Origin of the sequence: Helicobacter pylori SA37A (assembly GCF_000476015.1) — a bacterium.
In the GTDB taxonomy this organism is placed as follows: domain Bacteria; phylum Campylobacterota; class Campylobacteria; order Campylobacterales; family Helicobacteraceae; genus Helicobacter; species Helicobacter pylori_DB.
The window spans coordinates 1-16,029 of record NZ_CBOO010000019.1 but is presented as its reverse complement, the minus strand read 5'-3'; the positions used below and the strand labels follow the sequence as shown (position 1 = coordinate 16,029).

Sequence of the window (16,029 nt, the reverse complement as noted above, 5' to 3'; positions counted from 1 at the left end):
CGAACAAAACCGCAAGCCTTGAAGCGCTAAAGCAAGAAAAACAAGAAGCCACAAGCGAGATCACGGAAGCGAAAAAAACCGCATTTAACGAACTTTTAGAAACCTTGAAGCCAAAATTTAGCGGCTTGTTTGTGGGCGCTTATTATATCCGTAATGTAATCTATATTAACGGCGGATGGGAGCAGAAAGTCAAGGATTTAAGCGACTATGAGCTAGAGAAAAGCAAAAAAGGAGAGTGAAATTTTAAATTGGGAGATTGATGAAGATTTGTTTTGTGCGGAATTTAGGGCAACGCTTCAAAAATGCGAAGAGAATGAGCATGATAAATAAATCACAGGACAAATTAAAACATGGTTTAAAATATTTTAAAAATCCTTTTAACAAAGAGGGCTTTAAAAGGGTTATAATTAACTCTCATTGAGTGTATGGGTGTGAGAAAAATAAGCGTCAAATCCATTCAAATTTTGGCTCTGTTCTCATCAAGCATGGATAATTAAAACCTTTTTGACTAAATTCAAGCCCTTTACTATTGATTGTAAAAAATGTTTTTAGCATTTTTTAGATTTTGTTATTCATATTTGATGAGATCCAAACCTTTTTTATTTTATAAAAAGGGCTGTGTGAGATCACAATGAAATGTAATCCACTTCTTTTGGTTTTTGGTGGCTAGTAATGAGTTGCTTACAGGTCGCAACGCCTTCTGAAGTGCCAACCATTAATAGCTTGGATTCGCTTGCAATGATCGTTTCCCCGTCAGGCATGGGGATGTATTTGCCATCTTTTTGAGTGATACCAATCACAAACGCTTTAGCGATCTCTCTAAAATGGGCTTCTTTTAATTTCCTTAACACAAGCCAGCTGGTTTTGGGGACAATCACTTCTTCTAAGTCTAAAAGCGTGTCTTTTTTATTGATAAAACGCTCTAAGATATTTTCCATATCCGGACGCACCGCCATCGCACTCACTCTCTGCGCCATAAGCTTTGTAGGGGAAACCACCATATCAGCCCCTAATTTTTTTAATTTTTCTAAGCCTTCATCGCTATGCGCGCTCGCAATGATGTAGTAAGGTTTGCGTTTTAATTCCTTTTCAAACAAGCGCACGCTCACCATTAACGCCACATTCACCGGTAAAATCTTAGACAACGCCACAACGCCCCTAGCGCTGCTTAAGTGGGTTTTTAGCATGGCTAAATTGGTGTGCGGATCGCCTATGATATAGTAGGGGTATTTGTGCTTAATGGCTTCTTCTTCAAAATTAGGATCATTATCCACGACCACAAAGGGGATTTGAGCGGAGCGAAACTGCTTGCTCAATTCAATGGTGTATTCGTTGTGGTAACAAATCACATAATGATCCTTAAGGCGCGCGATTTTATAAATCATACCTTTCTCCTTAATCAATCTGGTAAGCGTGCCTTTATTGACCACGCTAACTAAAATAGCCACGCTAAAGGCAATAATTCCCGTCCCACAAAACATTAAAATGGAAGTTAAAAAAATACTTATAGGCCCAAACTGGCTTTCATTTAAAGCGCCAAACCCTGTAGCTGTCATGGTATAAGTCGTTTGAAAGAAGGCTTGCATAAGGCTATAATTTTCTAGGGCGAAGTATCCCAGAGTGCCTAAAAGCACAAGCAATTGGATTAAAATAAGCGGGAGTCTAAAGACCTTAAATTGCTCATAGATTTCAGAATTTAAATTGACTTCTGGCTGATTTTCATCGTCTTTTTTGATTTTAAAAAATTTCAACTTTTCAAACAAAACCAATTCCTAGATCAAAATAAATTCTTTTGAAAGCGTTTGCTTCTAAGTTTGATCAAAACGCTAAACCTAATTTAGGCTGTGTTTTAATCTTAAAAAGAAGTTTAGATTTAAGGGGAGTTTTAAAAAGGTTATCAAAAACACCAAAACCACCCTTACAATCAAAATGGATAGAAATTCTAAAAACTAAGCCCCTTTACGCATGGTTCTTAAAGTGGAAGCAGCCACTTTAATGCGTTTAGTCGTGCCGTCGTCTAATTGGATCTTAATGGATCGCAAGTTAGGGAGTAAGCGACGCTTATTTTTGTTGTTCGCATGACTGACATGGTTGCCTATCATAGGCCCTTTAAAAGTTAAAGCGCATCTTTTTGCCATTGTGTATCCTTAATTATTGAAATAAACTTTGCATTATACTTAAAATAGCCTTTAAAAAGACTGATTTTAAGGCTAATTTTTAAATGGTTCGTTTAAGAACTACTTTTTTTGAGGCATAGAACTTTTAAAGCCTTTCATTCTATCAATAGCGTCTCTGTATCTGGCAATATTTTCTTCTGTCAATTCTGTTACAGCTTTTTTCATGACAACGGCATACATTCTGTTTAAGATCTTATGGATCGCATCTTCTTTATTCTTTTCTAAACCTTCATGGATAATGTTGTTTGAAGAATTAAGCCCTCCAGAATTACTGTGTTTGTAAGTATAGGTCATTGCCTGAAAAGTTCCCACTTCCACAGCAAAATCATGGACTACACGATTGCTTTCTGGCTCATAAAAATTAAACCACACAGAGCCTGAGCTTTGATCCACTAGCGTGTCTAAATTAGGATTATTGGGATCTTTTAAATTCATTTTCAAATCTTCTAAGATTCCTACCCACCCTTTCAAATCCAAAACGGAAAAAATCTTTCTCTTATCTTGCGCATTTAAAGCCTTTTCATCTTGAAAACGCAACACTTGATAGCCTCTTTTTTCAAAAATAGTTTGGATTTGATTAATTAAAGCGTCTTGAAACTTATCAATATAGGGTTTTAGATTATCGCTCACTTGAATGCACGGCGCTAAAATACCTACAACATGGTGGTTTTGTGGGGCTTGAACAATATGTATCGGATAATTAAAATCTAGCGGCGTAACATGTTCAGAGCTTGTTGTTATTCTTTCATGAGTTTGAACTTGATTTTTGGCGTCATTTGGTGTTTTTGTTTCAGCGCTTGGATTCATCGCGCAACCGATCAACACGCTTGAAAGCCCTAAAGCCACTAACATTTTAGAATAAACTCTAACTTTTTTAAAAATAAGCGAACGCTCCATAAAAGATTCCTAAAAATTAAAATAAACTCCTATCCTACCCTATTCATGCTATTTTTAAGTAAATCAATTTGCGCTACAATTTTTTCTAAATTTCAAGCATGGCGATTTTAGGGGATTTTATGCTCTATTCTTTACTATATGGCTATTTCAATATCAATCTTTTCCAGTATTTGACTTTTAGAGCAGGGTTAGGGTTTTTCATAGCCTTTTTCCTCACGCTTTTTTTAATGCCTAAATTCATTCTATGGGCTAAGGCTAAAAAGGCTAACCAGCCCATTTCAAGCTTTGTGCCAAGCCACCAGAATAAAAAGGATACCCCTACGATGGGGGGGATTGTTTTTGTTTTTGCAACCATTGTTGCGAGCGTGTTGTGCGCGTCTTTGGGCAATCTTTATGTGTTGTTAGGGATAATCGTGTTAGTGGGCTTTAGTTTTGTGGGTTTTAGAGACGATTACACTAAAATCGACCAACAAAATAACGCCGGTATGAGCGCGAAAATGAAATTTGGCATGCTTTTTATCCTTTCGCTTGTGGTGTCTGTTTTATTGAGCCTTAAGGGGTTGGACACTTTTTTATACGCGCCTTTTTTGAAAAACCCTTTGTTTGAAATGCCCACGATGTTAGCGGTTGGTTTTTGGGTGTTGGTTTTTTTATCCACGAGCAATGCGGTGAATTTAACCGACGGCTTAGACGGCTTAGCGAGCGTGCCTAGCATTTTCACCCTCTTAAGCCTTTCTATCTTTGTGTATGTGGCAGGGAATGCGGAATTTTCTAAATACTTGCTTTATCCTAAAGTCATAGATGTGGGGGAATTGTTTGTTGTCTCGCTAGCGTTAGTGGGATCGCTCTTTGGCTTTTTGTGGTATAACTGCAACCCGGCAAGCGTGTTTATGGGCGATAGCGGGAGTTTGGCTTTAGGGGGGTTTATCGCTTATAACGCTATTGTTTCGCACAATGAAATCTTACTCGTTTTAATGGGATCTATTTTTGTGATAGAAACTTTGTCAGTGATCTTGCAAGTAGGGAGTTATAAAACCCGCAAAAAACGCCTTTTTTTAATGGCGCCTATCCACCATCATTTTGAGCAAAAGGGCTGGGCAGAAAACAAGGTGATCGTGCGTTTTTGGATCATTTCTATGCTGAGTAATTTAGTCGCTCTTTTAAGCTTGAAGGTGCGTTAAAATGAAAATCTCTTTATTGGGGCATGGCAAAACCACTTTAGCCCTAGCGCGTTTTTTTAAAAAAAACCATAACGAAGTCAAGTTTTTTGATGATAAATTCACTTCATTTTTTAAGGATAGCGAGGGTTTTCTTTGTTATCCCAGTAAGGATTTTAACCCTAATAATTCCCAATTAGAAATCGTCAGCCCTGGCATTAGTTTCACGCACCCTTTAGTCATAAAAGCCAAGCATTTAATGAGCGAATACGATTATATTGATAGCTTGTTTGATTTGGTTTTCACGCCTACTATAATCAGTATTAGCGGCACTAACGGGAAAACCACCACGACCGAAATGCTCACCATGCTTTTAGAAGATTTTAAGGCTGTGAGTGGGGGGAATATCGGCACGCCTTTGATTGAATTGTTTGAAAAGCAATCGCCCTTGTGGGTGCTAGAAACAAGCTCTTTTTCTTTGCATTATACTAATAAGGCTTACCCTTTAATCTACTTGCTCATCAATGTCAAAGCCGATCATTTGACTTGGCATTGCAATTTTGAAAATTATTTGAACGCTAAACTCAAGGTTCTAACATTGATGCCTAAAACTTCGCTCGCTATCCTCCCTTTAAAATTCAAAGAACACCCCATTATTCAAAACTCGCAAGCGCAAAAAATCTTTTTTGACAAAAGTGAAGAGGTTTTAGAGCGTTTAGAAATCCCTTCTGACACTCTTTTTTTTAAGGGAGCGTTTTTATTAGATACGGCCTTAGCCCTTTTGGTTTATGAGCAATTTTTAAAAATAAAGAATTTAAAATGGCAAGATTATAGAGAAAACGCCCTTAAAAGACTGAACGCTTTTAAAATCGGCTCGCATAAAATGGAAGAATTTAGGGATAAAGAAGGGCGTTTGTGGGTAGATGACAGCAAGGCCACGAATATTGATGCCACCTTACAAGCCCTAAAAACCTTTAAAAACCAAAAAATCCATTTGATTTTAGGGGGCGATATTAAAGGGGTCAATTTAACCCCCCTTTTTGAAGAATTTAAAAATCATGAAGTAAGCCTTTATGCCATAGGATCAAGCGCTTTTATCATCCAAGCCTTAGCGTTAGAATTTAATGTTTCTTGTCAAGTTTGTTTAAAATTAGAAAAAGCGGTTCAAGAAATTAAAAGCGTTTTATTGCAAAATGAAGTCGCTTTGCTTTCACCCAGTGCGGCCAGTTTGGATCAATTTTCTTCATATAAAGAAAGGGGTGAAAAATTCAAGGCGTTTGTTTTAAAAGATTAAAGCGCATGCGCCACGACTTCTAATTGTGAAATTTTTTGAAAAATCTCGTTCCGTTCTGCTTCGTTTGAAACTTCCATAGAAACATTAAAGCTATAAAATTTAGCGTTTTTAGAAGTGTTTTTGAATTCCAATTTAAAGGGGCGTTGGTAGGTTTCTAAAAGTTCTTTTAACATACTTGTATCGTTAGTGGTCATAATCACCCTATAATCCCAAAGGCAAGGGTAAATGATAGTGGGTTTTTCTGAATCAGACGGCACTAAGAAGCTCCTTAAATAATTTAGGAATAGCAATAGGGCTGTATGTAGAGCGGTTGACAAAGCCAAACTTGATTTCTGAAGCAAAGACTTTAAAGGGCTTCATAGGCTCTAAAGAAGCGTTTTGGATACAATAAATTTCTTGAAAAAGCACCACAAAAACCTTCCTTAATTCTTTAATTTGCGTTCTTATCTCTAAGACTTGGCCTAAACTCGCAGGGGTGAAAAAATCCGCTTTGATAGAGCGGATGACAAACACGCCTTCTTCATTTTCGGGCAAGACATTCTGTTTAAAAAAAAACTCGCTCCTAGCCCTTTCGCAATATTTCAAATAATTCGCATGATAGACCACGCCTTCAGAGTCGGTATCTTCGTAATATACCCTACAGCGCATTAATTCCCCTTACTTAAATAATGAAACTTTCTTAAAATTATACAATATGTAACTTAACTATAGTATAATCTAGGGGCGTTGCTTTATAATTTTTTAGGTATTTTTGAAGCGGGTTTTTTCTTAAATCTTAAGATCTTTAGAGATTTCAAAAAACTAATACAGCAATAGTTGGACGATTAAGGACATAGCTCTTTAATTTTAATCATTCACAAGGAGTTTGGTAGTTAAGATATGGGTAATCATTTTTCTAAATTAGGATTTGTTTTAGCGGCTTTAGGGAGCGCGATAGGTTTAGGGCATATTTGGCGCTTTCCTTACATGACTGGGGTGAGCGGTGGGGGTGCTTTTGTTCTATTGTTTTTATTTTTATCCTTAAGCGTTGGCGCGGCGATGTTTATCGCTGAAATGCTATTAGGGCAAAGCACGCAAAAAAATGTAATAGAAGCTTTTAAAGAGCTTGACCTTAACCCTAAAAAACGCTGGAAATACGCAGGGCTTTTGCTTATTTCTGGGCCTTTAATACTGACTTTTTACGGCACGATTTTAGGCTGGGTGCTTTATTATTTGGTGAGTGTTAGTTTTAATTTGCCTAACAATATCCAAGAATCTGAACAAATTTTTACTCAAACTTTGCAGTCTATAGGGCTACAATCCATAGGGCTTTTTAGCGTTTTATTCATAACCGGATGGATTGTTTCTAGAGGGATTAAAGAAGGCATTGAAAAACTCAATTTGGTTTTAATGCCCTTACTCTTTGCCACTTTTTTTGGTTTGCTTTTCTATGCGATGAGCATGGATTCTTTTTCTAAAGCTTTCCATTTCATGTTTGATTTCAAACCAAAAGATTTGACTTCTCAAGTGTTCACTTATTCCTTGGGGCAGGTTTTCTTTTCTTTAAGCATCGGTTTAGGGATCAATATCACTTATGCTGCGGTTACGGATAAAACGCAGAATTTGCTTAAAAGCACGATTTGGGTGGTTTTATCAGGGATTTTAATTTCTCTTGTGGCAGGGCTTATGATTTTCACTTTTGTGTTTGAATATGGGGCGAATGTCTCACAAGGCACAGGGTTAATCTTCACTTCTTTACCGGTGGTTTTTGGCCAAATGGGAGCGATAGGCGTTCTTGTTTCAATTCTTTTCTTGCTCGCGCTCGCTTTTGCTGGCATCACTTCTACGGTGGCTTTATTAGAACCAAGCGTGATGTATCTTACCGAAAAGTATCAATACTCTCGTTTTAAGGTTACTTGGGGTCTTGTAGCGCTAATTTTTATCGTAGGCGTGGTGTTGATTTTCTCGCTCCATAAGGATTATAAAGATTACCTCACTTTCTTTGAAAAAAGTCTTTTTGATTGGTTGGATTTTGCCTCAAGCACCATTATCATGCCTTTAGGCGGGATGGCAACCTTTATTTTTATGGGCTGGGTTTTGAAAAAAGAAAAATTGCGTCTTTTGAGCGTGCACTTTTTAGGCCCTAAATTGTTTGCAACTTGGTATTTCTTGCTTAAATACATCACCCCTTTAATTGTGTTTTCCATTTGGTTGAGCAAGATTTATTAAAATATTTGGCATGGGAAAATTTTCTAAATTAGGCTTTATTTTAGCCACTTTGGGTAGCTCTATCGGTTTAGGGCATATTTGGCGCTTTCCTTATATGGTAGGTCATAATGGGGGGAGCGCGTTTGTGCTTTTATATCTGGTGCTAACCTTGAGTTTAGGCATTGCTATGCTTTTAGTGGAAATGCTGATTGGGAATTTGGGTAAAAAAGATGTTGTTTCTAATTATCAAATCTTAGATCCTAAAAGGAAAAAATATTACCCTTTCACTTCTTTTTTTATTTTAGGCGGCCCTCTCATTTTATCCTTTTATGCGGTGGTGTTAGGCTGGGTGCTTTACTATCTTTTTGTAGTAACTTTTGATTTGCCTAAAGATTTAGAGCAGGCTAAAATGCAATTTAGCATGCTCCAAAATGGCAGTTTAATCTGGCCTGTTATTGGCTTTAGCGCATGCTTATTGCCGACAATATGGTTTGTTTCTAGGGGGATTGAAGAGGGGATTGAAAAATTAAATGTCGTGCTGATGCCGTTGTTGTTTGTGATTTTCATAGGGCTTTTAATCTATGCGATGACTTTAGAAAGCATGCCTAAAGCTTTGCACTTTTTGTTTAATTTTGAGATTCAAAAGATTGATTTTAAGGTTGTTATGGACGCTTTAGGGCAGATGTTCTTTTCTTTGAGTTTGGGGGTCGGCACGATTATTACTTATTCAGCTTTCACGCCCAAAAAAGAAAATCTACTCAAAAGCTCTTTATTTATTGTTTTACCGGGTATTTTAATCTCTCTCATTGCCGGTGTGATGATTTTCACCTTTGTGTTTGAATACCATGCAGATGTGTCTCAAGGGCCGGGGCTTGTTTTTATTTCCTTACCTTTGACTTTCGCTAAAATGGGGATAAGCGGGCAGATCGTTTCGCTCTTTTTCTTTATGGCGCTTGTTTTTGCCGGGATCACTTCCACGGTTTCTTTGATAGAGCCTTTAGCGCTTTATCTCATCAATCGTTTTAATTTCTCACGCCTTCAAGCGTCGCTATGGATAGGGGTTGTTGTGTATGTTTTAGGCGTTTTAGTCATTCTTTCCATGAATGAACGATACGCTAAGTTTTTGAGCTTTGTGCATAAGAGCGTGTTTGGGTGGTTAGATTTCATCACTTCTTCATTTTTAATGCCTTTGGGAGGCTTGTTTTCAGTCTTGTTTGTAGGATGGATTTTAAATAAAAAACGCTCTTTTTTAGCCACGAAGCATTTCTTTAACGCAAACGCTTTTAAAGCGTGGCATTTTAGCGTTCGTTTCATCGCGCCTGTAGTGATTTTAGCGATTTTCATCTTGCAATTTAAGTGAAATAAAGATACTTGATGAAAAGCATTTTGATCTTTATGATTTTTGTAGTTTGTCAGTTAGAGAGCAAAAAATTTTCACAAGATAATTTTAAGATAGATTATAACTACTATTTGCGCAAACAGGATTTGCACATCATTAAAACGCAAAACGATTTGTCCAATGCCTGGTATCTCCCTCCACAAAAAGCCCCCAAAGAACATTCTTGGGTGGATTTTGCTAAAAAATATTTAAACATGATGGATTATCTAGGCACTTACTTTCTGCCTTTTTATCATAGTTTCACCCCCATTTTTCAATGGTACCACCCCAATATCAACCCATATCAACGCAATGAGTTTAAGTTCCAAATTAGTTTTAGAGTGCCTGTATTTAGGCATATTCTTTGGACTAAAGGCACGCTTTATCTGGCTTATACCCAAACTGACTGGTTTCAAATTTACAATGATCCCCAATCCGCTCCCATGCGAATGATGAATTTCATGCCTGAACTCATTTATGTTTATCCTATTAATTTTAAACCTTTTGGGGGTAAAATAGGGAATTTTTCTGAAATTTGGATAGGTTGGCAGCACATTTCTAATGGCGTGGGGGGCGCGCAATGTTACCAGCCTTTTAAAGACGGTAATCCTGAAAACCAGTTTCCAGGAGGGCCTGTGATCGTTAAAGATTATAACGGGCAAAAAGACGTGCGCTGGGGGGGGTGTCGCTCGGTGAGTGCTGGGCAACGCCCTGTGTTTCGTTTGGTGTGGGAAAAGGGAGGCCTAAAAATCATGGTCGCTTATTGGCCCTATGTCCCTTATGATCAATCCAACCCTAATTTGATTGATTACATGGGATATGGTAACGCTAAAATTGATTACAGGAGAGGGCGCCACCATTTTGAATTGCAACTTTATGATATTTTCACGCAATACTGGCGTTATGATCGTTGGCATGGAGCTTTCCGCTTAGGCTATACCTACCGCATTAACCCTTTTGTGGGGATTTATGCGCAGTGGTTTAACGGCTATGGCGATGGCTTGTATGAATACGATGTTTTTTCCAATCGTATAGGGGTAGGAATACGCTTAAACCCTTAAAAAAGCGTTCTTTTATGCTATAATTAAGACCAAAAATTCAAGGGGATTATTCAGCTATGAAAATCAGTGTTAGTAAAAACGATTTAGAAAATGCTTTGCGCTACTTGCAAGCTTTTTTGGATAAAAAGGACGCTTCTTCTATCGCTTCACACATCCATTTAGAAGTCATTAAAGAAAAGCTTTTTTTAAAGGCGAGCGATTCCGATATTGGGTTAAAAAGCTATATTTTTACGCAATCTAGCGATAAAGAGGGCGTTGGCACGATCAACGGGAAAAAGTTTTTGGATATTATCTCATGTTTAAAAGACTCTAATATTATTTTAGAGACTAAAGATGACAGCTTGGTGATCAAACAGAATAAAAGCTCTTTCAAACTCCCCATGTTTGATGCTGATGAGTTCCCTGAATTCCCTGTTATTGATCCCAAAGTGAGTTTGGAAGTCAATGCCCCCTTTTTAACAGATGCGTTTAAAAAGATCGCTCCTGTGATTGAGCAAACCAGCCATAAAAGGGAATTAGCCGGTATTTTAATGCAATTTGATCAAAAACATCAAACCCTTTCAGTAGTAGGCACGGATACCAAACGACTCTCTTACACGCAGTTAGAAAAAGTCTCTATCCATTCCACTGAAGAAGACATCTCTTGTATTTTACCTAAAAGAGCTTTATTAGAAATCCTTAAGCTTTTTTATGAAAATTTCAGTTTTAAAAGCGATGGCATGTTAGCGGTAATTGAAAACGAAACGCACACTTTTTTCACCAAGCTCATTGATGGGAATTACCCTGATTATCAAAAAATCCTCCCCAAAGAATACACTTCTTCTTTCACTTTAGGCAAGGAAGAATTTAAAGAGAGCATTAAATTGTGCAGTTCTTTAAGCTCCACCATTAAACTCACTTTAGAAAAAAACAACGCTTTGTTTGAATCTTTGGATTCTGAACATAGCGAAACGGCTAAAACCTCTGTTGAGATTGAAAAAGGTTTGGATATTGAAAAAGCCTTTCATTTGGGCGTGAACGCTAAATTTTTCCTTGAAGCCTTAAACGCTTTAGGGACAACGCAATTTGTTTTAAAATGCAATGAGCCTTCTTCGCCTTTTTTGATCCAAGAACCCCTTGATGAAAAGCAAAGCCACTTGAGCGCTAAAATCTCCACTTTGATGATGCCAATCACACTATAAAGGCTTGATTGAATGCAAAATTACCAGAGCCATAGTATTAAGGTTTTAAAAGGCTTAGAGGGGGTTAGGAAACGCCCTGGAATGTATATTGGCGATACCAATGTGGGCGGGTTGCACCACATGGTGTATGAAGTCGTGGATAACGCTGTAGATGAGAGCATGGCGGGTTTTTGCGATACGATCAGCATCACTTTGACTGATGAGGGTTCATGCATTGTAGAAGATAACGGGCGAGGCATTCCTGTAGACATTCACCCCACGGAAAAAATCCCCGCTTGCACCGTGGTTTTAACGATTTTGCATGCGGGGGGCAAGTTTGATAATGATACTTATAAAGTTTCAGGCGGTTTGCATGGCGTGGGCGTTTCGGTTGTGAACGCCTTGAGTAAACGCTTGATCATGACGATTAAAAAAGAGGGTCAAATCTATCGCCAAGAGTTTGAAAAGGGTATCCCCATTAGCGAGCTTGAAGTCATTGGCAAAACCAAAAGCGCTAAAGAAAGCGGCACGACTATTGAATTTTTCCCTGATGAAAGCGTGATGGAGGTCGTTGAATTTCAGGCGGGTATTTTGCAAAAACGCTTCAAAGAAATGGCGTATCTTAATGATGGCTTGAAAATTTCTTTCAAAGAAGAAAAAACCCAACTGCAAGAGACTTATTTCTATAAAGACGGCTTGAAACAATTCGTTAAAGACAGCGCTAAAAAAGAATTACTCACCCCCATTATTTCGTTTAAAAGCATGGATGAAGAAACGCGCACTTCTATAGAGGTCGCTTTAGCGTATGCTGATGATTACAATGAAAACACTTTAAGCTTTGTGAATAACATTAAAACTTCTGAGGGCGGCACGCATGAGGCGGGCTTTAAAATGGGTTTGTCTAAAGCGATTTTACAATATATTGACCATAACATTAAAACTAAAGAATCTCGCCCTATCTCTGAAGACATTAAAGAGGGTTTAGTGGCTATTGTGAGCTTGAAAATGAGCGAGCCTTTGTTTGAAGGGCAGACTAAATCCAAACTCGGCAGTTCGTATGTGCGCGCGTTGGTTTCAAAATTAGTCTATGATAAAATCCATCAGTTTTTAGAAGAAAACCCTAACGAAGCCAAAATCATCGCTAATAAAGCCCTACTAGCCGCAAAAGCCAGAGAAGCCAGTAAGAAAGCCAGAGAGCTTACAAGGAAAAAAGATAATTTGAGTGTTGGCACTTTGCCTGGAAAATTAGCCGATTGCCAGAGTAAAGACCCCTTAGAGAGTGAAATCTTTTTAGTGGAGGGCGATAGCGCGGGCGGGAGCGCTAAACAAGGGCGCGATAGGGTTTTTCAAGCGATCTTGCCCTTAAAAGGTAAGATTTTAAATGTGGAAAAAAGCCATTTGTCAAAGATCCTAAAATCAGAAGAAATTAAAAACATGATCACGGCTTTTGGGTGTGGCATTCAAGAGAGTTTTGATATAGAAAGATTGCGCTATCATAAAATCATTATCATGACCGATGCTGATGTGGATGGGAGCCATATCCAAACCTTGCTGATGACTTTTTTCTATCGTTATTTACGCCCGCTGATTGAACAAGGGCATGTTTATATCGCTCAAGCCCCTCTTTATAAATACAAGAAAGGCAAGACAGAAATTTATCTTAAAGACAGCGTCGCTTTGGATCATTTTTTAATTGAGCATGGCATCAATTCGGTGGATGTTGAAGGGATTGGCAAGAACGATTTGATGAATTTGTTAAAAGTGGCGCGCCATTACCGCTATGCACTTTTGGAATTAGAAAAACGCTACAATTTGCTAGAAATTTTACGCTTTCTCATTGAAACTAAGGACGCTTTAAGCCTTGATATGAAAGTTTTAGAAAAAAGCATTTTAGAAAAATTAGAGGGCTTGAATTATCAGATCTTACGCTCTTTTGCCACTGAAGAAAGCTTGCATTTGCACACGCAAACCCCTAAAGGCTTGGTGGAATTTAATTTAGATGACAATCTCTTTAAAGAAGTGTTGTTTGAAGAAGCGAATTACACTTACCAAAAGCTTATGGAGTATAATTTAGATTTCTTAGAAAATAAGGATATTTTGGCGTTTTTAGAAGAAGTGGAAAATCACGCTAAAAAGGGAGCGAATATCCAGCGCTATAAGGGGCTAGGCGAGATGAACCCTAATGATTTATGGGAAACGACCATGCATAAAGAAAACCGCAGCTTGATCAAACTCAAAATTGAAGATTTAGAAAAAACCGATGCAGTCTTTTCGCTTTGCATGGGCGATGAAGTAGAGCCTAGAAGAGCCTTTATCCAAGCGCATGCTAAAGATGTGAAACAGCTAGATGTGTAAGGGGTTTTGATTAGAACCCCTAAACATTTAACCAAGCAAGAGAGCGTGAATTTAGGGGCTTACTATACGCCCCCTTATTTAGTGGATTATGCTTACAAGCTTTTAAAAAAGTATGTTGGTATTGAAGACTACACGCTTTTAGACACCGCATGTGGCAATAAAGAGTTTTTAAAACTCCACCACCCTAAAAAAATAGGAGCGGATATTGACCCCAAGTGTGGTGCTTTAATAATAAACGCTCTAGCCAATCCTAAAAGAGAAAATTATGGCGTTAGCCAAGGTGAGCCTTTAATCATTGTGGGCAATCCCCCCTATAACGATAGAACTTCCTTTATCAAACAAGATATTAAAAATAAAGATTTCATTTTTGAGATAGACAACGATTTGAAATCCAGGGATTTAGGGATAAGTTTTTTAAAATCTTTTGCAATTTTAAAGCCGGCGTTTATTTGCGTGTTACACCCTTTATCTTACCTCATCAAAGAAGCTAATTTTAAGCAATTAAAGCTATTTAAGGATCATTACAGGCTTTTAGACGCTTTGGTTGTTTCTTCTAAATCTTTCACTAAAAGTAACGAATTTCCTATTGTGATAGCTTTATATGAGCGAGGGCGAATGGACTATGCAGATATTAGGCGTTTTATTTTTCCAACTGATTGCGATACGACGCTATGCTTAAACGATTTTGACTATATAGCCAACTATGTGGATAAATACCCTAACGCTAAAAAGGTTGGGGCATGCGTAGGCTATTTTTTCCCTATGCGAGACATTAACGCTCTCAAACGCAACAAAACTTTTTTAAACGCACCAAGCGAAAATGCGGTGCGTATCAGTCAAGACAAATTGATTTACTACCAATATATCCATTATTTTAAGGAAATCGCCCCTAAAATCCCTTATTATTTTGGTAATTTGGATATTATCATTGATCATTTCGCTTTTTTAGAAATTAAAGACGCTTTTTTAAAAGATAAACGAGCGCGTTTAGAATATTTTAAAAAATTGTTTCAAGGACACCCTTGTGAGTTTGATTAAAGTTAGTGGTGATAAAAAAGTGATTGAGGTTTCTATTCCTTTAACTTCCATTTCAGGCAAAGTGCGTGTGAAAATCAGACATGCCTTTAGCGATTATGGTATTTCAACAGCGACTAGAAAAATCCCTTTTAGCTTAAAACATTATGTAGAGTGGCAAATCGGTTATGATGTCCCCATTAAAGATAAAGAAAAATTTGAGCTCACTACCCTAAAAGATGAAAAATATCATTTTTTAGGGGCTAATAATAAAGTAAAAACCCTTTATGAATTGAGTGAGATAATCTATTACGCTAAGCAATTAAATTTAATCAGTTTAGAAAATTTAGAAAATACTTTAAAATATTTAGAAAAACAAAAACAATTCATAGAAGATAGTTTTATGATTACAAGAGAAAGATTTAGATTACATCAATTTGGTGGCATGGATTTTGAACTCTCACGCATTTCTTATCCTTTGCTCATTCATTCTTTTAATGATAATCAGTTGAGCGAAATCGTTATTAGAGAACAACAATACGGCTCTAAAACCCAAGCCATGCTGTATTTTTGCTTTTCTATTTTGGAGTTAAAAACCGCTACCCCCTTATTAAATAGAACGGCTGCACTCAAAGAACATGCCCTTTTAACTATCCATAAAACCAACGCTCTCATGTTTTTAGAAATGCTTAAAATTTTTGGACTTTTAAGCCAAGCGCACCATAGCGATGTGTTAAAGATTTTAGAAAAAATACTTCAAAATTAACTGATAATACGGATTGATTAGAAAGGGAATGAATATCCAACGCTATAAAGGTCTAGGTGGGATAAAACCATTTATGGGGAATAACTATGCATCAATAAAACGCGCTTCATAAAGCTATAAAAACAAGGCTGGGCTTTAAACTTGTATCGTTTTTCTTTAATGGCTTATGTTATACTAATAAAATACAGATTTGATTGAAGGCATTAAACAACTGCATGGTATTTTTTCATAAGAAAATTATTTTAAATTTTATCTATTCTTTAATGGTTGCTTTTTTATCCCATGGGGTTCTTTTAAAAGCCGATGAAATGGCTAAAAAGCAAACTCTTTTAGTGGGTGAAAGGCTTGTGTGGGATAAGCTCACGCTGTTAGGGTTTTTAGAAAAAAACCACATCTCTCAAAAACTCTACTACAATTTGAGTTCTCAGGATAAAGAATTGAGCGCTGAAATCCAAAGCAATGTTACCTATTACACTTTAAGAGATGCTAACAACACGCTCATTCAAGCCCTTATCCCTATAAGCCAGGATTTGCAAATCCATATTTACAAAAAAGGGGAGGATTATTTTTTAGACTTTATCCC

Annotated in this window: 14 protein-coding genes and 2 pseudogenes; 11 read left to right on the top strand and 5 right to left on the bottom strand. The window is 37.3% G+C overall.

Annotation, left to right across the window (positions count from 1 at the left end; genetic code table 11):
* A pseudogene (locus tag QT76_RS08420) lies at nucleotides 1–239 on the top strand (DUF1542 domain-containing protein); the annotation flags it as partial.
* Between the two features lie 387 nt (nucleotides 240–626).
* On the opposite strand, the gene QT76_RS07280 reads toward QT76_RS08420, so the two are convergent.
* The 3 genes from QT76_RS07280 to QT76_RS07270 all read right to left on the bottom strand — a co-directional run bounded on the left by QT76_RS07280 (nucleotide 627) and on the right by QT76_RS07270 (nucleotide 3,074).
* Complete coding sequence (locus QT76_RS07280) at nucleotides 627–1,763, bottom strand: potassium channel family protein (protein ID WP_000461998.1); 1,137 nt, start codon at nucleotides 1,761–1,763, stop codon at nucleotides 627–629.
* A 186-nt stretch (nucleotides 1,764–1,949) separates the two neighbouring features.
* Nucleotides 1,950–2,138 carry a 50S ribosomal protein L28 gene (rpmB, locus tag QT76_RS07275; RefSeq protein WP_001118998.1) on the bottom strand — a complete coding sequence of 63 codons (189 nt, stop codon included), beginning with the start codon at nucleotides 2,136–2,138 and terminating at the stop codon, nucleotides 1,950–1,952.
* Nucleotides 2,139–2,237: 99 nt separating this feature from the next.
* Nucleotides 2,238–3,074, bottom strand: a complete 837-nt coding sequence (locus QT76_RS07270; RefSeq protein WP_033617206.1) for an HpaA family protein — start codon at nucleotides 3,072–3,074, stop codon at nucleotides 2,238–2,240.
* 119 nt (nucleotides 3,075–3,193) lie between these two features.
* Here QT76_RS07270 and mraY point away from each other — a divergent pair, with 119 nt between their 5' ends.
* Complete coding sequence (mraY, locus tag QT76_RS07265) at nucleotides 3,194–4,255, top strand: phospho-N-acetylmuramoyl-pentapeptide-transferase (protein ID WP_033617205.1); 1,062 nt, start codon at nucleotides 3,194–3,196, stop codon at nucleotides 4,253–4,255.
* 1 nt (nucleotide 4,256) lies between these two features.
* Entirely contained in the window at nucleotides 4,257–5,525 is a 1,269-nt protein-coding gene (gene murD / locus QT76_RS07260) for a UDP-N-acetylmuramoyl-L-alanine--D-glutamate ligase (protein WP_033617204.1), read from the top strand.
* On the opposite strand, the gene QT76_RS07255 is transcribed toward murD, so the two are convergent.
* Nucleotides 5,522–5,782, bottom strand: a complete 261-nt coding sequence (locus QT76_RS07255) for an HP0495 family protein (RefSeq protein WP_033617203.1) — start codon at nucleotides 5,780–5,782, stop codon at nucleotides 5,522–5,524. The two genes, murD and QT76_RS07255, sit on opposite strands and share 4 nt — an antisense overlap.
* Nucleotides 5,772–6,173 carry an acyl-CoA thioesterase YbgC gene (ybgC, locus tag QT76_RS07250; protein WP_001203800.1) on the bottom strand — a complete coding sequence of 134 codons (402 nt, stop codon included), beginning with the start codon at nucleotides 6,171–6,173 and terminating at the stop codon, nucleotides 5,772–5,774. The genes QT76_RS07255 and ybgC overlap by 11 nt, the downstream gene beginning before the upstream one ends.
* Before the next feature lie 231 nt (nucleotides 6,174–6,404).
* Here ybgC and QT76_RS07245 point away from each other — a divergent pair, with 231 nt between their 5' ends.
* From QT76_RS07245 to csd3, 8 genes and pseudogenes are all read left to right on the top strand, one after another.
* Entirely contained in the window at nucleotides 6,405–7,733 is a 1,329-nt protein-coding gene (locus QT76_RS07245) for a sodium-dependent transporter (protein ID WP_033617202.1), read from the top strand.
* Nucleotides 7,734–7,743: 10 nt separating this feature from the next.
* Nucleotides 7,744–9,072 carry a sodium-dependent transporter gene (locus QT76_RS07240; protein WP_033617201.1) on the top strand — a complete coding sequence of 443 codons (1,329 nt, stop codon included), beginning with the start codon at nucleotides 7,744–7,746 and terminating at the stop codon, nucleotides 9,070–9,072.
* A 14-nt stretch (nucleotides 9,073–9,086) separates the two neighbouring features.
* Nucleotides 9,087–10,151, top strand: coding sequence for a phospholipase A (locus QT76_RS07235; RefSeq protein WP_033617200.1), 1,065 nt, complete (start codon nucleotides 9,087–9,089; stop codon nucleotides 10,149–10,151).
* Nucleotides 10,152–10,207: 56 nt separating this feature from the next.
* The gene (dnaN, locus tag QT76_RS07230; RefSeq protein WP_033617199.1) at nucleotides 10,208–11,332 is read left to right on the top strand and encodes a DNA polymerase III subunit beta; all 1,125 of its coding nucleotides are present in this window, start codon (nucleotides 10,208–10,210) and stop codon (nucleotides 11,330–11,332) included.
* 12 nt (nucleotides 11,333–11,344) lie between these two features.
* Nucleotides 11,345–13,666, top strand: a complete 2,322-nt coding sequence (gene gyrB, locus QT76_RS07225; RefSeq protein WP_033617198.1) for a DNA topoisomerase (ATP-hydrolyzing) subunit B — start codon at nucleotides 11,345–11,347, stop codon at nucleotides 13,664–13,666.
* Nucleotides 13,667–13,711: 45 nt separating this feature from the next.
* Complete coding sequence (locus tag QT76_RS07220) at nucleotides 13,712–14,704, top strand: DNA methyltransferase family protein (RefSeq protein ID WP_033617208.1); 993 nt, start codon at nucleotides 13,712–13,714, stop codon at nucleotides 14,702–14,704.
* Nucleotides 14,691–15,446, top strand: coding sequence for a R.Pab1 family restriction endonuclease (locus tag QT76_RS07215; protein WP_033617197.1), 756 nt, complete (start codon nucleotides 14,691–14,693; stop codon nucleotides 15,444–15,446). The genes QT76_RS07220 and QT76_RS07215 overlap by 14 nt, the downstream gene beginning before the upstream one ends.
* Nucleotides 15,447–15,661: 215 nt before the next feature.
* A pseudogene (gene csd3 / locus QT76_RS07210) lies at nucleotides 15,662–16,029 on the top strand (peptidoglycan DD-metalloendopeptidase Csd3); the annotation flags it as partial.